The organism is Streptomyces dioscori (assembly GCF_003024195.1).
Classification (GTDB): domain Bacteria; phylum Actinomycetota; class Actinomycetes; order Streptomycetales; family Streptomycetaceae; genus Streptomyces; species Streptomyces dioscori.
In genome coordinates, this window is record NZ_KZ679038.1 from 106482 (window position 1) to 128152 (window position 21671).

The following is a 21671-nucleotide window of genomic DNA, read 5'->3' on the forward strand; positions in this document are numbered from 1 at the left end:
CGATGTTCGAGGACATGCGAAGCCGCCGGGCCGCCCGGCGGATCACCCCCGGCGACGGTCGGCCGCTCAAGCGGTTCCGCTGGTGGCAGTTGCCCTACCGTTCCCTGTTCTACCTGCCGTTGCCCGACGGCGACGGAGGGAAGGCGGTCTATGCCGTGGACGTCGGACGCGGTCAGGACCAGACGTCCGCGAAGGCCAAGGCGGACCTGTACCTCGACGGCAGGCACCACGCCCGGTCGAGGCTTCCCGCCGCCTTCCCGGTCCCCGGCGGCACCGTCGAGGTGCGGTTGAGCAACTTCGGCCTGCGGCGCTGCCATTACGTCACCGTAGAGGGCACCGAACAGCTGCTCGTCCCGGACCGCGACTCCGCCGAGGGACGCCGCGCCCATCTCGACCGCGCGCATCCCGCACTGAGCCGCTGGATCGGCGCCGTCTCACTGACCGTGCTCGTCGTGGCCCTGGTCATGCTGGGCACACAGCTCGCCGAGCAGGTCACCGAGGTACCCGCGGTGGCCGAGCGCGTCGGAGCCTTCACCGCGCCGGTCCATCCACCGGCCTGGGGCAACGTCGTGCTGACCCTGGTCACCCTGGCGGCCAGTACCGAGCGGGCACTGCGGCTGCGGTACAGCCGGCTGCTCGACGGCGCGGTGGGCTGACACGGCGGGGTGGCCCCGGCCGCTGCTCAGCAGGGCAGGCCGCGCCCCACTTCGATCGTGCACCGGCTGCCCTCAGATGATGCGGGGCACGGTCTCGTTGCGCCGGGTGGACCAGTTGGTGACGACGGGCTTGTCCACGGTGGCCGTGTCGGGGAGTTCGAGTTCGGCGGGGTCGGGGTCGTCCTCGGTGACCGCGACGATGACGTTCTCGAACTGCGTGCCGGCGTCGCCGCCGGTGGTCTTGGCATCGATGCCGGTGTACGCGACGGCGGAGCCGGTGAGCTTGATCGGGTCCTCGCCGCCCTGCCCGACGGGAGAGGCGACGCCGTCGGCGCCGGAGCCGAAGGACACGCTGGGCGTGTTGACGTCGAGGTAGCAGGTGATCCCGGACTTGGCTTTGGCCGTGACCAGGTAGTAGCCGTCGACGTCAGGATCGGACTTCCACGCGACCGTGAGGTCCAGGTCGTTGGTGCCGCAGGACTGTCCGTAGCCGCTCTTGTCGCCGCCGGCAGGACTGCTGGCCCCGGTCGACGGGCTGTCGCTGGAGGGGGTTGCGCTCCCGCCATCGTCGGAGGCGGCCTCGGAAGGGGCCGCGGAACCGCCGGTGTCCGTCGAGTCCTCGGGCTCGCACGCGGTCGTGGCGGCCAGGGCTGTCACGGCTGCGGCGGCCAGGACGAGACGGGTGGAACGGGCGGCGAGACGCGAGCGCATCATGATCTCCAGCGACTGTCGGTTGCAGTGCTTCCTGCTGACGCCACCGACACTAGGGCCGAGCGGATCTTCAGACGATCCCGAGAATGTCCAGGTCCGGTATCAACGAATCGGTTCCATGAATCGGCGCCGAGTTGCCCGAGCGGTGTCCCAGGAAATCGCTCAGCCCCAGGTGAGCGGGTCGAGGTGGAGGTAGAACCTCAAGCGGTCGTGGTCCAGCGCGATGCCGTACCTCTCGGCGAAGGCCGTGTCCGCGTCCCGGGCCTGCTCCTCGTCCGTCCACGTCTCTCGCGCGTTGGCGAGCAGGAGCGCCAGGTCGGCGTAGCGGTCGGCCAGTCCGAGGCGGCCCAGGTCGACGAAGCCGGCCACGTCCAGGGTCCGCGGATCGAGGATGATGTTGGGCAGGCACAGGTCCCCATGGCATACGGCCATGTCGACGGCTTCCTGCTCCCGTCGCCGTGCGACCTGGTGGACGAGGCGGTCCAGCAGCTCCGCGGTGGGCGTCTGCTGCTGTTCGACGGGGAGGAACTCGGGGTTGACCGCGTCACGCGCCACGACATCGCGCGCCATGGTGACCATGGCGCGCCAGACCCCAGCGAAAGGGGCACCGGGACACGGAGGTCTCGTGCAGCAGGCGGACCGCGTCCGCGATGCGTTCCCAGGCCACCCGCAGGTCCGCAGCCGGCAGTTGACCGGCGGGTACGCCGGAGACAGCGCTCGTCACCAGACAGGCGCCGGCGTCACCGGACCGCCAGTCGAGCACTCGGGGGCCAGGTACACCCTGATCGCTCAGCCAGGCGCACCGGTCACGCTCGGCTTCCAGTTCGGCCGCACCCGCGGCAGACACACACTTGGCGTACCGGGTGGCGTCCGCGCTGCGAAAGACGGTGGCTCCCGACTCGCCGCCCGTGACAGGCGACCAGCCGCCGTCATCCACGCCGAGGAGCACCGGCGACATGGTCCGAGCTCCGCGGCGATCACCCATGGCCGCCACTCTAACCAGCGAGTGGTCCATCGAAGCTCTGCTCACCCGGGCAGGGCATGCCACGACTCAACGGCGCCGCCACGAGGGTCACTCCAGGATCGCCGTCGCCTCCACCTCGACGAGAACGTCCGGCTCGAAGAGGTAATCGACGCCGATGAGGGAGGCCGGTGGCATGGGAAGCCGGAGTCCGATCTCGTCGGCGACCGTCTCCAGACCGTTCATCAAGTCGCCGATCTTGTCCGGGTTCCACCGGGTCACGTAGAACGTCAGGCGCAGCACGTCCGCGAACGACGCACCCGCGCCTGCGAGCCCGACGGAGGTGTTGCGCAGCGCCTGGGCGACCTGTCCGGCCAGATCGCCGGGCGCGACCGGTGTCCCGTCGGCCTGGCGCGCGATCTGGCCGCTCACGTGGACATGCCTCGTCCCGGTACCCACGGCCACATGGTGGTACGGGGTCGGCCGCAGCATGCCTTCCGGCGTGAAGTACTGCACAGTCATGATCTTCTCTCCTCCTGAGTAAGTATCTGTAAGCTACCTAGTAGGAGAAGGACACTTCAACGAGACCAGGTTTCGCCATGGATACCGACGACGAACTCCTGATCGAGGCCCCGCACCGCGAACTGCTCGATCAGATCCTCGACAAGTGGTCGCTGAGCGTCCTCAACGAACTCTGCGAACGCCCGTGCCGCTTCAACGAACTGCGTCGGGCCATCCCCCAGGTCACCCAGAAATCGTTGACGGCGACGCTCCGGCGGCTGGAACGCAACGGTGTGATCGAGCGCGAGGTCGTCTCCACCCGCCCGGTGGCGGTCATGTACCGGATCACGCCCCTCGGCAAGACCCTTCGGCACCCCATCGACGTGTTGCTGGCGTGGGCCACGCAGCACATGCCCGCCATCGAAGACGCGCGCGGAGACTTCGACAGGCAGGAAGAAGCGGGCCTCTGAGAGGACCACACGCACAGGGCGTCACAGGCGAACCGACGTCGACGTCCGCAGCACCTCTTCGTCGTCGGTGAAGGCGCCGGAGGCCGTCGCCCCACCGAGGAGCGCGGTGACGAGTGCCGCCGCGGCGACGACCGCCCACCGCGACCGCCGTGAGCGGGGGCGTGCCGGTGCGGCGACAACGGGTGCGATGTCCATGGGCGCGGCGTACGCGGGTGAAGGGCCGCACGCGATGTCCGTACGGGCGTCCAGCCATGCCTCCGCCTCGTCGCCCCGGAGCCCGCAGGCCGCGACGAACGCCGCGACGAGTTCCTCGCGGGGAAGCCGTTCCCTGCCGAGCATGGTCGCCGCCGTGGAGTACGGCAGACAGTGGCCCGCGTCGGCCGCGTGCCGTTCCAGCCGGCGGTAGCTCAGACCTGACCAGACCTTGAGCCGTCGCAGCGCCGCCACGAAGGCGGCCGCGTCGGTGTCCGGCGGTGTGGGCGGTGCGGTGGTCATGACGGTGGTCCCCCCTGATGAGCTGGACGTACACGGGCTCGCACAAGCTCGAACGCCCTGACAGCTTGAAGAACGGCGGTGGCGACCGTCAACCTCGGTGCGGATTCCCGATGTTGGAGGTCATAGGTCATATGGGTCTGCCCCGCTGCTGCCGTACCCGCGCCGCCGTCACCGCTCTGGCGGCCCTGCTCACGCTGGGCGCGTGCACCGAGAACGGTGATGCCCGACGGCCGGCCACCGGGTCCGCCGTGGCCGCTCCGAAGGGGCGCGGCGGAGAGTCGGTCGGCGACTTCCTCCACCGTGTCCTGCCTGCCGGGACGGGCGGCACCGTGATCGCCGCACGCGGCGACGAACTCGCGTACTGCGGTGGCTTCGGGGCAGCGGACCGCGCCTCCGGTACTCCCGCGAGCTGCCGCACCGTCTACGACGTCATGTCGATCACGAAGCAGTTCACCGCCGCCGCGATCCTGAAGCTGGAGGTCATGGGACGGCTGCGGGTGAGCGACCCGATCAGCCGCTTCCTGGGTCCGGTGCCCGAGGGAAAGCGCGACATCACGATCGACCAGCTGCTCACGCACACCTCGGGTCTCGTGGAGGGGCTCGGCGACGACTACCGACCCATCACGCGCGACGAACTGGTGCGGCAAGCGATGGCATCGAAGCTGCAGTCGGCCCCGGGGAAGGAGTTCCACTACTCGAACACCGGATACAGCCTGCTCGCCGCGATCGTCGAGAAAGCGTCCGGGGAGGGATACGAGCCGTTCCTGGCCCGGCACCTGTTCGCCCCAACCGGCATGAGACGTACGGGATACGTCCTGCCCCGGTGGCCGCGGAACCTGGTCGCGGTGGAGTACGACAGTGAGGGGCGCAGCCAGGGCAGGCCCCTCGACCACCCCTGGGCCGCCGACGGGCCGCACTGGCATCTACGGGGCAACGGCGGCATGCTCTCCACCGCCCAGGACATGTTCCGCTGGCACCGGGCCCTCGCGGGCGACAAAGTACTGCCGGAGCAGGCCAGGCGGAAGCTGTTCGCGCCACGCGTCCAGGTGCCCGGCCTGGACGGCTCGTACGGATACGGCTGGGCCGTCCGCGAAACCCCCACCGGACGGACCGTCTGGCACAACGGCGGCAACGACTGGTCACTGGCCTACCTCACAAGGTCGCTGCGCGACGGCGTCCTGGTCTTCTGGGTCAGCAACCACGCGTACCAGGACGGCAAGTGGAACCTGGAGGACCAGGCGGAGGAACTGACACAGGGCATCGCCGACCGCGTCCGCGCCGAGAACCACTGAACCAGCAACCGCTCCGCTGCTCGTGCAACGCGTTTAGGGTTGACTGGCAACGGCGTTGGGGAAGAAGTCGCCCTTCGGTCTGTCTTCCGAACCGGTGCCGATCCGTCGAAGCCGCATCGCGACCGAGAGTGACCATGACATTCGATCAACAGCTTGCCCACGACATCAAGGGCACGGGACCGCTGCTCGTGGCGGTCCACGGCATCACCGAGAACCGAAGCTTCTGGGACCCCGTCGATCTGCAGCAGCACTTCCGTGTCCTGCGCGTCGACCTGCGCGGCCACGGGGAATCTCCTAGGACCGCGCCGTTCGGGATCGACGAGTCGGTGGAGGACATCCACGACCTGATCGAGTCGCTGGGCGAGGACCCGACCGGGGACCAGCCCCCGTTCGTCGTCGGTCATTCCCTGGGCGGGGTGATCGCGACCGCCTACGCAGCCCGCCATCCCACCCGTGGTGTGGTGAACGTCGACCAGTCACTGCGGGTCGGCCCGCTGCCCGCGGACATGGCCGCCGCTGTACGGGGAGAGGGCTTCGCGGACTTCGTCCGGACGGTCTTCGCCTCGCTGCACGGTGAGCTGGACCCTGCGCTCGTGGCCGACATCGAGCTCCGCCGCACCCTCGACCAGGACGTGTTCAGCGGTTTCTGGACCCCGTTGCTCGACTGGGACGCCGACACCCTGGCAGCGTGGTCTCGACGGACCACGAGTCTCCCGCCCGGTCTCCCGTACCTGTCATTGCATGGCACGGACCCCGGGGACGACTACGCCGACTGGCTCGCCGACCGCATCCCCGGCGCCGTGGCCGAGCAGACGCCGAAGCGCACGCACTATCCGCACCTGGCACAACCCGAATGGTTCGTCACCCGCGTCCACGAGTTCTTCGCGGCCTGACACCTGCCCCTCCCGGCATGATCTCGGCTCAGCGGCGGCGTCGGCGGCGGGCCGCGACCGCCTCCGGGTCCAGCTCCGGGTCCGTCCACTCGGCGGCCAGGTCGATACTCGTCCGTCGGCCGGCCGCGATGTGGTCGTGTGCGAGGGCCGCGGCCCGGTCGCCGTCCCCCGCCTGGATCGCGTCGTACAACTCTTCGTGCTCGCTGCACTGTTGGGCCGCGTCGCGCTGTGCGGTGAGGCGGAACAGCCAGTGCGTACGTGCCTCCAGGGGGCGCATGATGCCGGTCAGGAGCGGGTTGTCGGCGAGGCCGACGATGTCGATGTGAAAGCCCGCGTTGGCGGCGGCGATGGCGTCGCGGTCGCCGGCGCGGGTCGCGGAGCGAGCGCTGTCGAGCCGGGCGGCAAGCTGCTTGAGGCCGGCGCGGTCGGCACGTCCGGCCGCCAGACGGGCGGCGAGTGACTCCAGTGATTCCCGCACGTCGAACAGGTTCCGTACGTCGGCGGGGGTGAACGGAGCGACCAGCGCACCGCGGTGGGGCACGAGCAGGACCAGGCCGTCGGCCTCCAGCAGCCGCAGAGCCTCCCGCAGGGGAATCCGGGACACCTGCAGTTCGGCGGCGAGGTCGCGTTCCACCAGGCGCTGCCCGGGCCGCAGTTCAGCCTCGACGATCCTTTGACGCAGCGAGTCGTAGGCACGCTGGCGCAGGTATCCGCGCGGCTCCGCGGGCGGTCCGGCGCTCTTGACCACGAGTTTCCTCCAGTTTCCGGGACTGCTCACTCTAGGCCGCCGCCCGGCAGGCGCAGCGAGTGCTAACCGCGCCCTAACACCGCTGAAACACAGGGCTTCCACACTGAGTGCCACTTAACGGTATACCAGTAACTGGCTCTCGGCCCTGTCCCCCGGAGGCACTCGATGCCGCAGTCCCGTCCCCGCATCCGCACCCGTTCTCGCGCTCGTTCCCGCGGCCTCGACCGTGCGCTGGCCTGTGCCGCCGCGTTCGGCGGGCTCGTCGCTCTCACCGGATGCGGCGGATCCCCCGCGGCGAGCACCGCAGACAGCACGTTCGAGGTGGGCGTCCTCTTCCCCGGCTCGCTCTCCGACGACGGCTTCATGGAGTCGGCGTACCGCGGCTACCAGCGGGCCGCGAAGAAGCACGACGGCACGATCGCGTTCAGCAAGGCCGAGCAGGTCACCACCGCCGACTACGAGCAGGCCCTCGTCTGCTTCGCCACCGGCTCGGACCTCGTCATCTCCCTCGGCGGGCAGACGGACGCCGCCGTGCGGAAGGTCGCCGCACGGTTCCCCGACGTGAGGTTCGCCGAGATCGGCGGCCCCGCCGACGCCGAGCCGCTCGACAACCTCGCGCTCTACGACCCCCAGCAGGCCGAGGCCGCCTATCTGTCGGGGGCCGCCTCCGCCCTGCTGTCCGAGAAGGACACGGTGGCGTTCGTCGGCGGCGCGGAGCTGCCCGCCATCGTCAACGCGGCCAAGAACTTCGCCGACGGCGCCAAGGCCGCCGACCCCGGGGTGAAGGTCCTCGCACCCCAGTACGTCGGCGACTTCAACGACGCCGCCAAGGCCAAGCAGTCCGCGCTCGCCGACTTCGGAGCCGGTGCCGACGTCCTCGGCCAGATCCTCAACCTCGGCCACAAGGGTCTCGCCCAGGCTGCCGCCCAGAGCGACGGTTCGCTCATCGGCGGTCCGATCGCGCACCCGTGTTCCTCCGACGCGGCCTACACCGGGTACGTCGAGACGGACATCGGCGCGGAGATCGAGTACGCAGCGGACCACCTCGCCGCCGGCACCTGGAAGGCGGAGTCGGTCCACTTCGGGCTGACCTTCGAAGAGCCGCACAACGACATCGTGCTGTGCGGGAATCCGCCCGCCCCGACGACGAAGAAGCTCGACGAGCTCAAGGCGAAGATCGCAGCCGGGGAGATCAAAACCCGATGAGCACGTCACAAGGCCGGGAGTCCCGGGCCCCCGCCCTGGAAATCCGTGATCTCAGCAAGTCCTTCGGCTCCGTGCGCGCGCTGCAGGACGTCACGGTGGTCGTCGAGTCCGGCACCGTGCACTGCGTGCTGGGCGAGAACGGCGCCGGCAAGTCGACCCTGTGCCATCTCGTGGGCGGTTCACTCGCGCCGGACGCCGGCACGCTGCGCCTGTACGGGCAGCCGTACGCGCCACGCCGCCCGGCCGACGCGCTCGGCGCCGGGATCGCCATGGTCCACCAGCACTTCAGCCTCGTACCGACGCTCACCGTGGGCGAGAACCTGCGGCTGCTGCGGCTGCCCGGTCTCGGCCGACGCCTGGACCGGGTCGCCGACGAGTACGGGCTGGTGCTCGATCCCGGCGCCCGGGTCGCCGAACTGCCCGTGGGGCTGCGCCAGCGGGTCGAGATCGTCAAGGCCCTGCTGCGCGAGCCGCGGTTGCTGCTGCTCGACGAGCCGACGGGCGTTCTCGACCCGGCCGGTACGGAGGCCCTGCTGGCGACCTGCCGGCGGATCGCGGACCGGGGCGGCGCGGTGGTCCTCATCACCCACAAGCTCGGTGAGGTCGGGCGGGCGGGTGACGCGGCGACCGTGCTTCGTGGGGGCAGGGTCGTCGGGGGCGGTCCACTCGCGGACCTGCCTCCCGAGAAGCTCGTCCCGCTGATGATCGGGCGTACCGCCGATTCCCTGGACCCGGCACTGTCCAGCACGACAGGCCTGGCCGGCCCGGCAACCCCCGCCACGGCCGCCGCTTCCGCCACCCCTCAGGGACCGCCCGCACTGCGGATCGACGGCCTCACCGTGCGTGGTGCGGACGGCGTGCCCGCCCTCGACGACGTCCGTCTGGAGGTGGAGCCCGGACAGATCGTGGGGATCGCCGGTGTCGAAGGCAACGGGCAGAGCGAACTCATGGCCGTGCTCGGCGGTTCCCGCGCCCCCGGCTCCGGCTCGCTCACGCTCGGCGCCGCCGACATCACCCGGGCCACGCCCCGGCGCAGGACCGCGGCCGGTCTGGGCGTCGTGCCAGAGGACCGCCACCACGACGGCTGCGTCCCGGACCTGTCCGTGACGGACAACCTCTTCCTGGGAAAGCTCGGCCGGTTCCGCCGCGGCGGGCTGTTCCTGGACCGGCCCGCGATGCGCCGCGCGGCCCAGGACGTACTGTCCGCCCACGACATCAGGGCGGACGGCCCGGACACCCCGATGTCCACGCTGTCCGGCGGCAACCAGCAGAAGGTGGTGCTGGCACGGGAACTCGCCCTCGACCCCCTGGTGTGTCTCGCCGCCGCGCAGCCCACCCGCGGTCTCGACGTCGGTGCCGTCGCCGCCGTCCACACCCGGATACGCGAGGCCGCGGCCCGGGGCGCCGGAGTCCTGGTCGTCTCCTCGGAACTCGACGAACTCCTCGCCCTCTGCGACCGGGTGGTCGTCGCCTACCGGGGCCGGCTGTCCGCTCCGGTCGCCACCAGCGCGCCGGCGGCCCGAGAGCGCATCGGACACCTGATGCTCGGCGCGGAAGCCGCGGCGCCGCCGACGGCGGCCGACCTTGTAACGCCGGAACCCGTACCAACGAAGCCGGTGCCAAAGGAGGCGGTGCCGAAGGGGGCGGTGCCAAAGGGGCCGGTGCCCGCTCCGGCGGCGCACACCACACCAGGTACGCCCCCGCACAATCCGGCCACCACCCCACCCCTGCCCTGACTCCGGCGTCCCGTCGCCGCCCCCTCGCAGTCCCTTTTTCGCCTTCGCGCAAGGACCGTCATGACCCTCTCCCTCGCCCCGCCCCGCCTCCTCTCCCGGCTGCGCCATCCCCTGTCCCTGGCCACCGGTGCCGCGATCCTGACCGTCGGGGTCGGCGCAGTGCTCGTCGTCGCCGCGGGCACCGACCCCTCGACCGCCTGGGCGGCCCTCGACGAGGGCATGTTCGGCTCCCCGTACTCCGTCGGCACCTCCCTGAACTCGGCGGCCGTGCTCGCCCTGATCGCCACCGGTTTCAGCGTGGCGCACCGGGCCGGGCTGGTGAACGTGGGCGGCGAGGGGCAGTTGTGCGCGGGCGGCCTCGCCGCCGCGGCCACCGGACTGGCCCTGCCCGTCCAGGTTCCGGCCGCCGTCGGCATACCGCTGACCCTGTGCGCCGGGTTCCTCGGCGGCGCCGGATGGGCGTGGATCGCCGCGCTGCTGAAGACCCGGCGCGGCACCAGCGAGGTCATCACGACGCTTCTGCTGAACTTCGTGGGCGCGGGCGCCGTGTCGGTGGCCGTGCACGAGGAGGGACTGCTGCGACAGCAGGTGACCTCCTCGGAGACGCTGCCCCAGTCGCAGGCGCTGGCGGAGGGCGCCAGGCTTCCCCTGATCGCCGGGGCGCAGTCGCCCGCGACGGCGATCGTGGTCGTCGCGGCCGTCGCCGTCGTCGTCACCGCCGTCGTCCTGCGGTACACCGGGACCGGCCTGAAGCTGACGTCGGTGGGCCACTCCCCGGCCGCGTCGGCGCGGCTCGGACTGCCGGTGTCCCGTCTCCAGGAGGGCGGGCTCGCGGTCGCCGGCGGTCTCGCGGGGCTCGCCGGTGCCTGTCTCGTGGCGAGCGCGCCGTACGTGCTGGCGGAACACTTCTCCTCCGGGTACGGCTTCACGGGACTGGTGGTGGGCCTGCTGGCCCGCGGCTCACTGACCGCGGTCGCCGCCGTCTCCCTGCTGCTGGGTTTCCTCACCAGCGGCGGCATCAACCTGCAGCTCGCGGCAGGGGTACCCGCCTCGTCGGTGCAGATCGTGCAGAGCGTCCTGGTGCTGCTGATCGCGGCGGCGATGCTGTGGAGCAACCGCCGTGCGGGAGGCACCGTATGAGCGCCGTGCTCGACGAACTCGCCGCGGGCGGGGTCCGCCTCGCCGTGCCGCTGCTGCTCGCCTCGGCCGGTGAACTGCTCAGCGAACGCGCGGGAGTTCTCAACCTGTCGGTCGAAGGAATGATGCTCACGGGCGCGTTCGCGGGCGCGGCCGGTGCGCTCGCCTCCGGGAGTGCGGTCGTGGGTGTGGGCGCCGCCGTCGTCGCTGGCCTGGTCGTCGCACTGCTCCAGGCGGTGCTGAGTGTCACCCTGCGCGCCGACCAGATCGTCACGGGCATCACCATCAACGCCCTGGCTCTCGGCGGTACGACCTACGCGGCACGGCTGTGGTTCGGCGACGGCGGCGCCGGCTCGGTGCCGGGCTTCGACCCGCTGCCGGTACCGGTCCTCAGGGACATCCCGGTCCTGGGGCCCGCCCTCTTCCAGCAGAGCGCCCTCGGCTACGCGGCGTTCGCCGTGACGGCCGTCCTCGCCGTCGCCGGGGCACGGCGTACCACGTGGGGACTCGCGGTCGACGCGGTCGGGGAGGACGCGACGACCGCGGACCGATGCGGGTTGCCCGTACGGGCCGTACGGTACGGCGTCGTCCTGCTGACCGGCGCCACCTCGGCGCTGGCCGGCGCGCAGCTCGCGCTGTCGGAGGTGCACTCCTTCAGCGACAACCTCACGGCCGGTGTGGGCTATCTGGCGGTCGTCGCGGTGATCGCCGGGCGCTGGCGGGCCTGGCCCACCATGCTGGCCTGTCTGTTCTTCGGCACCGCGCAGGCCCTCCAGTTCGCCGCGCCCGCGCTCGGACTCCATGTGTCCGCGCCGCTGCTCACCACGCTGCCCTACGTGTTCGCCCTGCTGGCGGTCAGTGGTCTGGTCGGCCGCAGCAGGGCGCCGTCCGCGCTCACGGTGCCTTTCGTACGCGGCACATGACACCGATCCCGCCTTCGCTGATCCCCCGTCCCACCATCCCCCACCCCACCAGACGTACCGGAGACAGCCGACGATGACCCTGATCCTGAACCGCTCCGACATCCGCGGCCTGCTCGAACACGCCACCGCCGAGGTGGAGGCGGCGGTGGAACAGGCCCACCGCGACCTCAGCCGCGGACGGGTGTCCCTGCCCGCACCGCCCGCTCTGGACCTGCCCGGCTCGGACGGCACGTTCCTCCCCATGGCCGCCGTGTCCGCACCAGCGGGCCTCGCCTCGGTCAAGCTCCTCGCGGACCTGCCCGCCAACCGGGAGCGGGGGCTGCCCGTGCAGCGCTCGACGGTCCTGGTCCTGTCGGCCCGGACCGGGGAGGCCGAGGCCGTCCTCGACGGGGCTCTCATCACCCGCTTCCGTACGGCGGCCGCCACCGCCGTCGCCACCCGGCTGCTGGCCGGTCAGGACGCCCAGGTCCTCGGCCTGGTCGGGACGGGGCCACTGGCCCTGGCCCACGCGCGGGCACTGTCGACCGTACGGGAGTGGAAGTCGGTGGCGGTGTGGGGCCGCACCCCCGCGAACGGCGCCGCCCTCGTGGACCGCATCTCGGCCGAACTGGGCCTGCACGCCGAGCTGTTGCCCGGCCCCCGCGAGGTGACCGAGGCGGCGGACGTGCTGTGCACCCTCACGCCGTCCCGGGAACCCGTGATCAAGGGCGCGTGGCTGCGCCCGGGAACCCATGTCAACGCGGTGGGGGCGCCTCCCCGCCCCGGCCACCGGGAGATCGACACCGAGGGGATCGTACGTTCCCGGCTGATCGTCGACTCCTTCGCCACCGCCCGCAGCAAGTCCGGCGAAGTGCTGATCCCCCTGGCCGAAGGCGCGCTCACGGAAGCCGACTTCGACCGGGAGCTGGGGGACGTCCTCGAAGGACTCGTACCGGCGCGTACGGCGGACGACGAGATCACCCTCTTCGACTCGGTGGGCGTGGGACTCCAGGACCTGGCGGTGGCCCGCCTGCTGATCGACCTCGCCACGGAGTCCGGAACGGGAACCCGGACCGACCTGGCAGCATGACACCGAACAGGTGACGGCCCCCGCCACACACTGACCGGAGTCCCCCGACGGTCAATTCACCGACGAGTTCGATCGGCCTGGGATTCTCGGGATGCGCACCTTCAAGTGGCAGGATCCTCTCCTTGAGCAGCTCGGGCTGCCGCTGTCAGCTCCTGAGCTGCGTCGAGCACTCTCCCAACCACCTCGGCCAGCGGCCTCGAAGCGTCGATGACCGTTGCCCCGCGGCTCTCATGGAGCGACCGCATCAGAGGATTCCATTTCAGGGCCGCTGCGAGCTCTTCGGGATGCCGGCCGAACGTGTTCGTAGTGCGGGTCGCAAGCCGGTGGCGGAGTGTGTCCTCGTCGATCACCAGGCACACGGTGCGGTCGAAAAGATCCCGGACGTCCGCCTCGTTCTCCGCCGACCCGCACAAGAACGCGACGCGGCAACGGGACTCCTCGACGAGGGCCTCAACGCGCTCGCGAAGGATCGCCCACCTGTATCGATCGAGCCAGCCCGCTGGAACCGGGTCCGGAGGATCGACCACTACCTCCCCCGTGGCCCGATCGATCCAGCGACTGAAACCGTCCTCGTCGGCGTCGAGCGCGACGTGCCCACGCGCCCGCAACACCCCGCCGACCGTGGACTTCCCAGCACCTGAATTGCCCGTGACCCACACCAACGCCATGCCGTCAGCCTAGACATGACCGCCCCGTTCCGGCGACGGCACCGGATCTCAGCGAGGGGGCGCGGCGCGAGGGCTGATGTCCAGGACCGTGGACAGGGCGTCGATGATCTCAGCGGGGCCGCGGTCGGTGTGGAGGTCGATCCATTCCCCGTCGGCCCGGTGGATGAACAGCTCCAGCGGCTCCCCGGGGGCCATGGCGGGCTGAGGGCTCGCTGCGCTCCGGCCGGGACGGCCAGGGCGGCCGAGGCGACCGTGGCAGTCACCGAGGATGTGGACGGCAAGGTCGCGCACGGTCCGGCCCGGGACCGCGGCCCTGTTCCACTCACTGCGCCGCAGACCGCGTAACAGGTCGAGGAGCGACACCGGCTCCGACCTGAACAGCGGGCGAGCGTCGATCGGCCTGCCCTGCCCTGCCAGGAGTGGCCGGATACGCCGTAGGGCTGCTGGGGACTCATGGCCGAAGCGCGGCAGGCGGCAGGCGGCAGGCCCGGTATGCCATCAAATAGCCCCCGCCGTCCTCGGCCCGCCCCCTCAGAGCGTCTGCCACATGCGGGCCAGTGCCGACTCGGTGAGTACCTCGCCGGGGTGCCCCTGCCCGATGAGGCGGCCGTCCTGGAGCAGGAGACAGGCGCCCGCCCTGCGTGCGACCTCCAGGTCGTGTGTGGCCTGGACGACTGTCACCCCGTCGGCGACGAGCGCCGTCAGCAGCACCTCGATACTTTGCCTCGCCTCCGGGTCCAGGCCCGAGGTCGGTTCGTCGAGGAGCAGCAGGTCCGACTCCTGCGCCAACCCCTGCGCGATGAGGGTGCGTTGGCGTTGTCCGCCCGACAGTTCGCCCAGCTGACGTGAGGCGAGGTCGCCGACGCCGAGCCGGTCCAGCGCGGCGTCCACGACCGTACGGTCCCGGCGGTTCAGCCGTCGCCATGGTCCGCGCCTGCCCCAGCACCCCATCTCCACGGTCTGCCGGACGGTGAGCGGCAGGCTGTCACCGACGGCTCCGCGCTGAGGGACGAACGCGGGTTGCCGTTCTCCGGCGTGCTGGAGTTCGCCGGATGTCGGATGGATCACACCGGCGAGAACGCCGAGCAGGGTCGACTTGCCGCTGCCGTTCGGCCCGACCAGTGCCGTCATGGTCAACCTCGGTATGTGCGCGCTGAGTTGATGGAGGACGGGGCGTCCCGGATAGCCGGCGTACAGGTCGGCGAAGCGGACGTGCGGGGTCTGCGCCGGGCGCGGGGTGGATGACTCGCGAGGTGTTTTGAACATGATTTTCATTGTAGTGTCCCCGGCATGGAATGGTTGACGGCCCCGTTCGAGGTGACCTTCGTGCAGCGAGCCCTGTGGGGCGGAATCCTGGTGTCCGCGATCTGCGCACTGGCGGGCACCTGGGTGGTGCTGAGGGGGATGGCCTTCCTCGGGGACGCCATGTCCCACGGGCTGCTGCCGGGGGTAGCGCTGGCGGCACTGTTCGGCGGGAACCTGCTGGTCGGCGCGGTGGCGAGCGCCGCCGTGATGACGGCAGGGGTCTCCGCACTGGGGCGTACGCGGAGGTTGTCCCAGGACACCGGGATCGGATTGCTGTTCGTCGGCATGCTCTCGCTCGGCGTGATCATCGTGTCGCGGTCGCAGTCCTTCGCGGTGGACCTGACCGGCTTCCTCTTCGGTGACGTCCTCGCCGTCAGACAGCAGGACCTCTACCTGCTCGCGGCAGCACTGTGCGCGGCACTGGTGGTGTCGGTACTCGGCCACCGCGCGTTCCTGGCACTGGCCTTCGACTCACGCAAGGCCCGGACCCTCGGTCTGCGGCCTCGCCTGGCCCACGCCGTGCTGCTGGGCCTGCTCGGTCTCGCGATCGTCGCCTCTTTTCACATCGTGGGAACGCTGCTGGTCCTCGGGCTGCTCATCGCCCCGCCGGCCGCGGCCCTGCCATGGGCGCGCAGTGTCCACGGAGTCATGGTCCGGGCGGCGCTCCTCGGTGCGGCCGCCACCTTCGGGGGCCTATTGCTGTCCTGGCATCTGGGCACCGCGGCCGGCGCGACGGTCTCGGCCCTCGCGGTGAGCCTGTTCTTCGTCTCGCACCTGGCGTCCGGCCTGCGTCACCGCACTGCCCGCCCCTCCCCCTCGCCTGACCCTGCCTCCGCCTCTGTCTCTGCCCTTGAAGCCAACTGAAAGAAGCCTGAGCGATCGTCATGACTGTCCGCAGAAACGTCACTCCGTGGGCTTCGGCCGCACTGGCACTCACCGCGTTGCTCGCCACGAGCTGCGCACGGGAGAGGGACAACGACGCACGGCCCGCGGCGAGTTCCTCGTCCTCCACGGCTCATGGGTACGTGAAGGGGGCGAAGGAGGCCGCCGAACAGCAGTCCCGCCTGATCCTCAACGACCCCGCCGACGGAGCCGGCCGGGTCCTCGACCTCATCACCGGCAAGGTGCACACGACGGATCGGATCGAAGGTGCGAACCGGCTCGGCACGGACGGCAGGTTCGGCTACCTCCACACCTCCGACGGCACGCACGTGCTCGACAGCGGCGCCTGGACGGTGAACCACGGAGACCACGTCCACTACTACAGCGCCGCGATACGGGACGTCGGCGACCTGCCGCGGAGCCGCCGGGCCCAGGTGCGCAGCGATGTCGCCGTGACCGCGGTGACCGACCACGCCGGGAAGAGCGTCCTGTACGACCGGAGCAAGCTGGAGAAGGGCGAGATCGCTTCCTCCCGCACGCTGCCGGGCACCTACACCGGCGCCGTCGTGCCCTACGGGGAACACCTTCTTGCCTTCGCCGGCGAAGGTGGCACTCCGCACCTCGTCGTACTCGATCGCAAGGGCCGGCGCGTGGCCGCCCCGGAGGCGGACGTGGAATGCGAGCGGCCCCGGGGTGACGCCGTCACGCGTCGCGGCGTCGTCCTGGGCTGCGCCGACGGCGCCCTGCTCGTCCGTGCGGAGGACGGTGCCTTCTCCGCCGAGAAGATTGCCTACAGCGGTGACGTGCCTGCGAAGGAACGGGCCGCCACCTTCCGCCAGCGGCCCGGCAGCGACACCCTCACCGCACCGGCCGGGGACGACGCCGTGTGGGTTCTCGACGTCACCGAACGGACCTGGACCCGCGTCGAGACCGGGCCCGTCGTCGCAGCCACCACCGCCGGAGAGGGGTCTCCCCTGCTGGTCCTGGAGACCGACGGCTCGCTGCACGGCTACGACGTCGCCACCGGGAAGCACCTCGCACGGACCGAGCAGCTCCTCACCGAACAGAAGCGGACCGACAGCGCGCCCGTGATCGAGGTCGACCGCAGCCGCGCCTACGTCAACGATGCCCGGGGCAAGAAGGTGTACGAGATCGACTACAACGACAACCTGCGCGTGGCGCGCTCCTTCGACCTGGACATCGAGCCGGTCCTCATGGCGGAGACCGGTCGATGAAGTGGACCGCGACGAAGCGACGCGTGCGGGTGTACGGGGCACGGTTGCGCAGTCTGGGCGTGGGCCTGCTCGCCCTGATGACGGTTGCCGCCGCCTCGGGATGCACGGCCGACACGGATCAGCCCGGCATCGTGGTCACCACCAACATCCTCGGTGACATCACCCGGGAGATCGTGGGTGACGAGGCCGACGTGACCGTTCTGATGAAGCCCAACGCCGACCCGCACTCCTTCGGCCTGTCGGCGGTGCAGGCCGCCGAGCTGGAACGGTCCGACCTGGTCGTCCACAACGGTCTGGGACTTGAGGCGAACGTCCTGCGTCATGTGGACGCCGCACGCGAGTCCGGCGTCGCCACCTTCGCGGCCGGGGAGGCGGTCGACCCGCTCACCTTCCACCCGGCCGACGACGGCGGCCCCGCCGACGGGGCGGGGCAGCCCGACCCGCACTTCTGGACCGACCCGGACCGGGTACGCAAGGCCGTCCGTCTGCTGGCCGACCAGGTGATCGAGCACGTCGACGGCGTGGACGAGTCCGTGATACGCGCCCGGGCCGACCGGTACGGCGAAGAACTCACGGACCTGACCACCTGGATGGAGAAGTCCTTCGACCGCATCCCCGAGGACGGGCGCGCCCTGGTGACCAACCATCACGTCTTCGGGTATCTCGCCGACCGCTTCGGCTTCGAGGTGATCGGTGCGGTGATACCCAGCGGCACCACGCTGGCCTCGCCCAGCTCCTCCGACCTGCGCTCGCTCACCGTGGCGATGCGACAGGCGGGCGTACGCACCGTGTTCGCCGACTCCTCGCAGCCCACCCGGCTCGCCGAGGTCCTGCGCACGGAACTGGGCGGCCGGGTGCGGGTCGTCGAGCTGTACTCGGAGTCGCTGACCGCGAAGGGCCAGGGCGCCGACACGTACCTGCGGATGATGCGCGCCAACACCACTGCCATGACCGACGGCCTGGCCCAGGGCCTGACCGACATCTGACTGGCGCCTGACCGACACCTGACCGGTGACTGACCGGCACCTGCCCCCTGCTGTCACTGCCGCCACCGCGCGGCGAGAAAGGGAAACAACGATGAACAAGTCGATACGTACCAGAGCCCTCACGGGCACCGCACTCGCTCTGGCGGTGACCACGGTACTGAGTGCCTGCGGAGGAGAGGAGAAGGCCTCCTCCGACGCCAAGGCCGAGGGCACCCCGAGCACGAAGCCCGCGACCGCGGTGAACCAGCCGCTGGTGGCCGGCTTCGACGGCGGTCTGTACATCCTGGACGGCGAAAGCCTCGAACTGCGCAAGACCATCGACCTCCCCGGCTTCAACCGGCTCAACCCCGCAGGTGACAAGGACCATGTCGTCGTCTCCACCGACGCCGGCTTCCGCATGCTCGACGCCGCCGGGCAGACTCTCACCGACATCGAGTACAAGGGCGCGAAGCCCGGCCACGTCGTGCGCCACGCGGGCAGGACGGTGCTCTTCACCGACGGCACCGGAGAGGTCAACGTCTTCGACCCCGCCGATCTGAGCAGCGGGAAGAAGCCGCAGGGACGCACCTACGCCTCCGCCGAGGCGCACCACGGTGTCGCCATCGAACTGGCCAACGGCGAACTCCTCAGCACCCTGGGCACCGAGGAGAAGCGGACCGGTGCGCTGGTCCTGGACAAGGACAACAAGGAACTCGCACGCTACGAGAAGTGCCCTGGAGTGCACGGTGAGGCCGCTGCACAGAACGAGGCCGTCGGCGTCGGGTGCGAGGACGGGATCCTCATCTACCAGGACGGCAAGTTCACCAAGGTCGAGGCTCCCGACGACTACGGCCGTATCGGCAACCAAGCCGGCAGCGACGTCTCTCCGATCCTCCTGGGCGACTACAAGACCGACGCGGAGGCCGAGTTGGAGAGGCCGACGCGTATCTCCCTGATCGACACCGAGAAGAAGAAGCTGCGCCTGGTCGACCTGGGCACCAGCTACTCCTTCCGCTCGCTGGCCCGCGGACCGGAGGGTGAGGCACTCGTCCTCGGCACGGACGGCGCGGTCCACGTGATCGATCCGGCGAGCGGGAAGACCGAGAAGAAGATCCCGGTCGTCGGCACCTGGCAGGAACCGCTGGACTGGCAGCAGCCCCGGCCCACCCTGTTCGTCCGTGGCGGCACGGCCTACGTCTCCGACCCGAACAAGAAGGCCCTGCACGCCGTCGACCTGAAGACAGGCAAGGAGATCACCTCCGTCACTCTGCCCCGGAGCACCAACGAGCTGTCGGGCGTCGTCGCCGGACACTGACCGCGCTCACCGTCCCCACGACCGGCGGGCCGTGGGGACGGTTCGCCCGGACAACCGCAGTGGACTCCTCGCAGCCCGCCCCTTTCCAGGGGACGGGCTGCGACAGCGGCGCCGACCGCCGCTACGGGAACGGGTCGGCCACGCAGATTCCGATGGCGGAGCGTCCGGTGACGGTGACCCGGGCGGACTCGCGGCCGTCGACCAGCACCACCAGTTCGGCTCGTCCGCCGTCCTCGCCGAGGGTGACGCCGAGTACGGGTATCGCGATCGGCCCGGGCATGAAGACCTCCATGCTCCATGGCAGGCGCGGCTCGTCGACGCCGACCTCCTCCTCCCCCTCCTGGCCGGTCGGCGTGTAGTTCAGCTCCGCGACGCCCTCGCCCGTCACCCGGTACTCCACCCGCAGGCGCGTCCCGCCCCCGGTCACGAAGGACCGCGGTGGCCCGCTGATCGCCCCGTCCAGCACGCCCGCGTCCTTCCAAAGGGCCCGGTCCCATCCCTGCTCGCTCATGATCAGGCTTCCTCCTCCGCGCGGCGCGACGCCTGCACCTCTGTACGGTATGCCGGTCCGCCGCCGGGAAGTCGGCGGCAACCGGGCTCCGCCGGACGAGAAGCCTCTGGTGTACGAGTCAGCTCCGGCGGGCCTGCCGCGCCGTGGTCGCAAGAGACGACCGATACAGAGCCTACTGAGCGTTCGCTAAGAACTTCAGCCCATGGGTGTCGCCGATCAACTGCCCCTGTAATACTGGTTTTCGAGCGCCCGAGCCGGAGACGTAGCCGCAGGGCAGACGCCTGATGCCGGGCTCTACTGATCGTTCGCTAAGCAGACCGCAGGAGGGCACCCGCAATGGACATTCTTGAGGCCCGCGTCAGCTTCCAGGAACTTCGGGAGAAGGACGGCCCCGTCGGCCCCCGTGAACTCGACGCCATCTGGGCGGCGTTGGCGACCGTCCGCCCCGAGGACATCCTCGGCGAGTGGAAGGGCGGCGAGTTCCGCACGGGCCACCCCCTCAACGGCGAACTGGAGAAGGCCGGTTGGTACGGCAAGACGTTCACCTCCGTGCACGACGTCAAGCCGCTGATGTGCCGTGACGCGACGGGCCGGCTGTACTCCAACCGCGAACTCGGCAAAGGCGAGGCGAGCCTGTGGACCGTCGAGTTCCGCGGCGAGACGACGGCCACCATGGTCTATGACGGTCAGCCGGTGCTCGACCACTTCAAGCAGGTGGACGACACCACGCTGATGGGGATCATGCATGCCAAGGGGGTCCCGGACGAGGGCCCCTTCTACTACTTCTTCCTGGAGCGGGTCCCGGAGGGCGCGGGCGAGGGCGCGCGTGCCGGAGACGACGCGTGAGACGTGTCCGCGCCGCGGTCACCGGGGCGCCGGGCGCCCCGTTCACCGTCCGCGCCGCGGACCTTGAGGACCCGCGCGCACACGAGGTGCTGGTCAGGATGACCGCGGTCGGCATCTGTCACACGGACCTGGGGATGCGGGACAGTTGGCCCCTTCACCTCACCCCGATGGTCTTCGGCCACGAGGGCACCGGCCGGATCGAGACGGTGGGCGCGGAGGTGACCGGCCTCGCACCCGGGGACCGTGTCTGTCTCACCTTCGCCAGCTGCGGCACCTGCGACCAGTGCACGGCTGACCACCCGGCCTACTGCCGCTCGGCGCGGGCTCGTAACCTCTCCGGAGGACGCGCGGACGGTACGACTCCGCTCTCCCTCGACGGCTCACCGCTGCACGCCGGCTTCTTCGGCCAGTCCAGCTTCGCCACGTACGCCGTCGTCCACGAACGCGGTGTGGTCAGGGTGCCGGCGGGCCTGCCGGACACGGTCGCCGCGCCGCTCGGCTGCAGCGGTCAGACCGGCGCGGGCACCGTCCTCAACCGGTTGCGCCCCGAACCGGGCTCGGCACTGGTCGTCCTGGGCGCGGGCGCGGTCGGTCTGAGCGCGCTGATGGCCGCGGTGGCGGTCGGCTGCGACCCGGTGGTGGCCGTCGATCCGGTCGCCGCCCGCCGTGATCTGGCCACCGCGCTCGGCGCCAAGGCGGCTCTTGCGCCCGGGGACGGACTCGTGACGGCGCTCCATGACCTCACCGGTGGTGGCGCGCACCACGTCGTCGAGACCACCGGCCGTCCGCACATGGCCGGCCGGGCCGTCGGCGCACTGCGCCCGCGCGGCGATGTCGTCCTGCTCGGCCTCGGCGGGGAGGTGACGTTCGACGTGCTGAGCCTGCTCGCCAAGGGGGTCCGTGTGCACGGAGTGATCGAGGGGGACTCCGACCCCGCGCGCTTCATACCCGAACTGGTGGACCTGTACGAACGCGGCCTCTTCCCGCTCGACCGGCTGGTCACCACATTCCCCTTCGAGGACATCGGCGTGGCCGTGGCCGCCATGGGCGACGGGTCCGTGGTCAAGCCGGTGCTCACCTTCGCCTGACCTTCGCCTGACACGGACCGCTCCAACCTGCCCTGATTTTCCGGCCTGCCATCAGGAG

Annotated in this window: 23 protein-coding genes and 1 pseudogene; 15 read left to right on the top strand and 9 right to left on the bottom strand. The window is 70.7% G+C overall.

Features of this window, described 5'->3' with window-relative positions; translation table 11 throughout:
* Positions 1 to 2 precede the first annotated feature (2 nt).
* Positions 3 to 656, top strand: a complete 654-nt coding sequence (locus C6Y14_RS00495) for a hypothetical protein (RefSeq protein WP_107014417.1) — start codon at positions 3 to 5, stop codon at positions 654 to 656.
* Between the two features lie 72 nt (positions 657 to 728).
* Here the strand turns inward: C6Y14_RS00495 and C6Y14_RS00500 are convergent, their stop codons facing one another.
* The 3 genes and pseudogenes from C6Y14_RS00500 to C6Y14_RS00510 form a co-directional block, all read right to left on the bottom strand.
* The gene (locus C6Y14_RS00500; RefSeq protein WP_107015100.1) at positions 729 to 1367 is read right to left on the bottom strand and encodes a hypothetical protein; all 639 of its coding nucleotides are present in this window, start codon (positions 1365 to 1367) and stop codon (positions 729 to 731) included.
* A 162-nt stretch (positions 1368 to 1529) separates the two neighbouring features.
* Positions 1530 to 2352: pseudogene (locus tag C6Y14_RS00505) on the bottom strand (APH(3'') family aminoglycoside O-phosphotransferase).
* An 87-nt stretch (positions 2353 to 2439) separates the two neighbouring features.
* Positions 2440 to 2850 carry a RidA family protein gene (locus tag C6Y14_RS00510; RefSeq protein ID WP_107014418.1) on the bottom strand — a complete coding sequence of 137 codons (411 nt, stop codon included), beginning with the start codon at positions 2848 to 2850 and terminating at the stop codon, positions 2440 to 2442.
* Between the two features lie 77 nt (positions 2851 to 2927).
* Here C6Y14_RS00510 and C6Y14_RS00515 point away from each other — a divergent pair, with 77 nt between their 5' ends.
* On the top strand, positions 2928 to 3299 hold the full coding sequence (locus C6Y14_RS00515) for a winged helix-turn-helix transcriptional regulator (RefSeq protein WP_107014419.1): 372 nt from the start codon (positions 2928 to 2930) through the stop codon (positions 3297 to 3299).
* A 21-nt stretch (positions 3300 to 3320) separates the two neighbouring features.
* On the opposite strand, the gene C6Y14_RS00520 is transcribed toward C6Y14_RS00515, so the two are convergent.
* Positions 3321 to 3794, bottom strand: a complete 474-nt coding sequence (locus tag C6Y14_RS00520; protein ID WP_107014420.1) for a hypothetical protein — start codon at positions 3792 to 3794, stop codon at positions 3321 to 3323.
* Between the two features lie 131 nt (positions 3795 to 3925).
* Between C6Y14_RS00520 and C6Y14_RS00525 the strand changes: the two genes are divergently transcribed.
* Together C6Y14_RS00525 and C6Y14_RS00530 are read left to right on the top strand one after the other, a co-directional pair.
* Positions 3926 to 5086, top strand: a complete 1161-nt coding sequence (locus tag C6Y14_RS00525) for a serine hydrolase domain-containing protein (RefSeq protein WP_107014421.1) — start codon at positions 3926 to 3928, stop codon at positions 5084 to 5086.
* Between the two features lie 134 nt (positions 5087 to 5220).
* Positions 5221 to 5979, top strand: a complete 759-nt coding sequence (locus tag C6Y14_RS00530; protein WP_107014422.1) for an alpha/beta fold hydrolase — start codon at positions 5221 to 5223, stop codon at positions 5977 to 5979.
* Positions 5980 to 6007: 28 nt separating this feature from the next.
* On the opposite strand, the gene C6Y14_RS00535 is transcribed toward C6Y14_RS00530, so the two are convergent.
* The gene (locus C6Y14_RS00535; protein WP_225890814.1) at positions 6008 to 6727 is read right to left on the bottom strand and encodes a GntR family transcriptional regulator; all 720 of its coding nucleotides are present in this window, start codon (positions 6725 to 6727) and stop codon (positions 6008 to 6010) included.
* A gap of 165 nt (positions 6728 to 6892) precedes the next feature.
* Between C6Y14_RS00535 and C6Y14_RS00540 the strand changes: the two genes are divergently transcribed.
* The 5 genes from C6Y14_RS00540 to C6Y14_RS00560 all read left to right on the top strand — a co-directional run bounded on the left by C6Y14_RS00540 (position 6893) and on the right by C6Y14_RS00560 (position 12798).
* On the top strand, positions 6893 to 7933 hold the full coding sequence (locus C6Y14_RS00540) for a BMP family protein (RefSeq protein WP_107014423.1): 1041 nt from the start codon (positions 6893 to 6895) through the stop codon (positions 7931 to 7933).
* Positions 7930 to 9669 carry an ABC transporter ATP-binding protein gene (locus C6Y14_RS00545; RefSeq protein ID WP_107014424.1) on the top strand — a complete coding sequence of 580 codons (1740 nt, stop codon included), beginning with the start codon at positions 7930 to 7932 and terminating at the stop codon, positions 9667 to 9669. The genes C6Y14_RS00540 and C6Y14_RS00545 overlap by 4 nt, the downstream gene beginning before the upstream one ends.
* Positions 9670 to 9729: 60 nt before the next feature.
* A complete protein-coding gene (locus tag C6Y14_RS00550) occupies positions 9730 to 10809 on the top strand; it encodes an ABC transporter permease (RefSeq protein ID WP_107014425.1) in 1080 nt (359 codons plus the stop codon).
* Complete coding sequence (locus C6Y14_RS00555) at positions 10806 to 11729, top strand: ABC transporter permease (RefSeq protein WP_107014426.1); 924 nt, start codon at positions 10806 to 10808, stop codon at positions 11727 to 11729. The genes C6Y14_RS00550 and C6Y14_RS00555 overlap by 4 nt, the downstream gene beginning before the upstream one ends.
* Positions 11730 to 11802: 73 nt before the next feature.
* The gene (locus C6Y14_RS00560; RefSeq protein ID WP_107014427.1) at positions 11803 to 12798 is read left to right on the top strand and encodes an ornithine cyclodeaminase family protein; all 996 of its coding nucleotides are present in this window, start codon (positions 11803 to 11805) and stop codon (positions 12796 to 12798) included.
* A 101-nt stretch (positions 12799 to 12899) separates the two neighbouring features.
* On the opposite strand, the gene C6Y14_RS00565 is transcribed toward C6Y14_RS00560, so the two are convergent.
* The 3 genes from C6Y14_RS00565 to aztA form a co-directional block, all read right to left on the bottom strand.
* Complete coding sequence (locus C6Y14_RS00565) at positions 12900 to 13466, bottom strand: AAA family ATPase (protein WP_107014428.1); 567 nt, start codon at positions 13464 to 13466, stop codon at positions 12900 to 12902.
* A 48-nt stretch (positions 13467 to 13514) separates the two neighbouring features.
* Positions 13515 to 13829, bottom strand: coding sequence for a hypothetical protein (locus tag C6Y14_RS00570; RefSeq protein ID WP_107014429.1), 315 nt, complete (start codon positions 13827 to 13829; stop codon positions 13515 to 13517).
* 168 nt (positions 13830 to 13997) lie between these two features.
* Positions 13998 to 14741, bottom strand: a complete 744-nt coding sequence (aztA, locus tag C6Y14_RS00575; RefSeq protein WP_107014430.1) for a zinc ABC transporter ATP-binding protein AztA — start codon at positions 14739 to 14741, stop codon at positions 13998 to 14000.
* 15 nt (positions 14742 to 14756) lie between these two features.
* Here aztA and aztB point away from each other — a divergent pair, with 15 nt between their 5' ends.
* From aztB to aztD, 4 genes are all read left to right on the top strand, one after another.
* A complete protein-coding gene (aztB, locus tag C6Y14_RS00580; RefSeq protein WP_107014431.1) occupies positions 14757 to 15635 on the top strand; it encodes a zinc ABC transporter permease AztB in 879 nt (292 codons plus the stop codon).
* A gap of 20 nt (positions 15636 to 15655) precedes the next feature.
* Positions 15656 to 16888 (top strand): hypothetical protein, encoded by a 1233-nt coding sequence (locus C6Y14_RS00585; protein WP_107014432.1) that lies wholly within the window; start codon positions 15656 to 15658, stop codon positions 16886 to 16888.
* Positions 16885 to 17874 carry a zinc ABC transporter substrate-binding protein AztC gene (gene aztC / locus C6Y14_RS00590; RefSeq protein ID WP_107014433.1) on the top strand — a complete coding sequence of 330 codons (990 nt, stop codon included), beginning with the start codon at positions 16885 to 16887 and terminating at the stop codon, positions 17872 to 17874. The genes C6Y14_RS00585 and aztC overlap by 4 nt, the downstream gene beginning before the upstream one ends.
* Before the next feature lie 91 nt (positions 17875 to 17965).
* A complete protein-coding gene (aztD, locus tag C6Y14_RS00595; RefSeq protein WP_107014434.1) occupies positions 17966 to 19168 on the top strand; it encodes a zinc metallochaperone AztD in 1203 nt (400 codons plus the stop codon).
* Positions 19169 to 19289: 121 nt separating this feature from the next.
* On the opposite strand, the gene C6Y14_RS00600 is transcribed toward aztD, so the two are convergent.
* Positions 19290 to 19679, bottom strand: a complete 390-nt coding sequence (locus C6Y14_RS00600) for a hypothetical protein (protein ID WP_107014435.1) — start codon at positions 19677 to 19679, stop codon at positions 19290 to 19292.
* 336 nt (positions 19680 to 20015) lie between these two features.
* Between C6Y14_RS00600 and C6Y14_RS00605 the strand changes: the two genes are divergently transcribed.
* Together C6Y14_RS00605 and C6Y14_RS00610 are read left to right on the top strand one after the other, a co-directional pair.
* Entirely contained in the window at positions 20016 to 20525 is a 510-nt protein-coding gene (locus C6Y14_RS00605; RefSeq protein ID WP_107014436.1) for a DUF4334 domain-containing protein, read from the top strand.
* The gene (locus C6Y14_RS00610) at positions 20522 to 21613 is read left to right on the top strand and encodes an NAD(P)-dependent alcohol dehydrogenase (protein ID WP_107014437.1); all 1092 of its coding nucleotides are present in this window, start codon (positions 20522 to 20524) and stop codon (positions 21611 to 21613) included. The genes C6Y14_RS00605 and C6Y14_RS00610 overlap by 4 nt, the downstream gene beginning before the upstream one ends.
* The last annotated feature ends 58 nt before the right edge of the window (positions 21614 to 21671 follow it).

What these genes read in the sequence shown, in the direction of transcription:
- C6Y14_RS00545 (WP_107014424.1), top strand. Translation starts at nt 7,930, where the DNA reads ATGAGCACGTCACAAGGCCGGGAGTCCCGGGCCCCCGCCCTGGAAATC.
- C6Y14_RS00525 (WP_107014421.1), top strand. Translation starts at nt 3,926, where the DNA reads ATGGGTCTGCCCCGCTGCTGCCGTACCCGCGCCGCCGTCACCGCTCTG.
- C6Y14_RS00500 (WP_107015100.1), bottom strand. Translation starts at nt 1,367, where the DNA reads ATGCGCTCGCGTCTCGCCGCCCGTTCCACCCGTCTCGTCCTGGCCGCC.
- C6Y14_RS00515 (WP_107014419.1), top strand. Translation starts at nt 2,928, where the DNA reads ATGGATACCGACGACGAACTCCTGATCGAGGCCCCGCACCGCGAACTG.
- aztC (WP_107014433.1), top strand. Translation starts at nt 16,885, where the DNA reads ATGAAGTGGACCGCGACGAAGCGACGCGTGCGGGTGTACGGGGCACGG.
- aztB (WP_107014431.1), top strand. Translation starts at nt 14,757, where the DNA reads ATGGAATGGTTGACGGCCCCGTTCGAGGTGACCTTCGTGCAGCGAGCC.
- C6Y14_RS00495 (WP_107014417.1), top strand. Translation starts at nt 3, where the DNA reads ATGTTCGAGGACATGCGAAGCCGCCGGGCCGCCCGGCGGATCACCCCC.
- C6Y14_RS00540 (WP_107014423.1), top strand. Translation starts at nt 6,893, where the DNA reads ATGCCGCAGTCCCGTCCCCGCATCCGCACCCGTTCTCGCGCTCGTTCC.
- C6Y14_RS00550 (WP_107014425.1), top strand. Translation starts at nt 9,730, where the DNA reads ATGACCCTCTCCCTCGCCCCGCCCCGCCTCCTCTCCCGGCTGCGCCAT.
- C6Y14_RS00510 (WP_107014418.1), bottom strand. Translation starts at nt 2,850, where the DNA reads ATGACTGTGCAGTACTTCACGCCGGAAGGCATGCTGCGGCCGACCCCG.
- C6Y14_RS00530 (WP_107014422.1), top strand. Translation starts at nt 5,221, where the DNA reads ATGACATTCGATCAACAGCTTGCCCACGACATCAAGGGCACGGGACCG.
- aztD (WP_107014434.1), top strand. Translation starts at nt 17,966, where the DNA reads ATGAACAAGTCGATACGTACCAGAGCCCTCACGGGCACCGCACTCGCT.
- C6Y14_RS00600 (WP_107014435.1), bottom strand. Translation starts at nt 19,679, where the DNA reads ATGAGCGAGCAGGGATGGGACCGGGCCCTTTGGAAGGACGCGGGCGTG.
- C6Y14_RS00555 (WP_107014426.1), top strand. Translation starts at nt 10,806, where the DNA reads ATGAGCGCCGTGCTCGACGAACTCGCCGCGGGCGGGGTCCGCCTCGCC.
- C6Y14_RS00605 (WP_107014436.1), top strand. Translation starts at nt 20,016, where the DNA reads ATGGACATTCTTGAGGCCCGCGTCAGCTTCCAGGAACTTCGGGAGAAG.
- C6Y14_RS00565 (WP_107014428.1), bottom strand. Translation starts at nt 13,466, where the DNA reads ATGGCGTTGGTGTGGGTCACGGGCAATTCAGGTGCTGGGAAGTCCACG.
- aztA (WP_107014430.1), bottom strand. Translation starts at nt 14,741, where the DNA reads ATGAAAATCATGTTCAAAACACCTCGCGAGTCATCCACCCCGCGCCCG.
- C6Y14_RS00560 (WP_107014427.1), top strand. Translation starts at nt 11,803, where the DNA reads ATGACCCTGATCCTGAACCGCTCCGACATCCGCGGCCTGCTCGAACAC.
- C6Y14_RS00585 (WP_107014432.1), top strand. Translation starts at nt 15,656, where the DNA reads ATGACTGTCCGCAGAAACGTCACTCCGTGGGCTTCGGCCGCACTGGCA.
- C6Y14_RS00520 (WP_107014420.1), bottom strand. Translation starts at nt 3,794, where the DNA reads ATGACCACCGCACCGCCCACACCGCCGGACACCGACGCGGCCGCCTTC.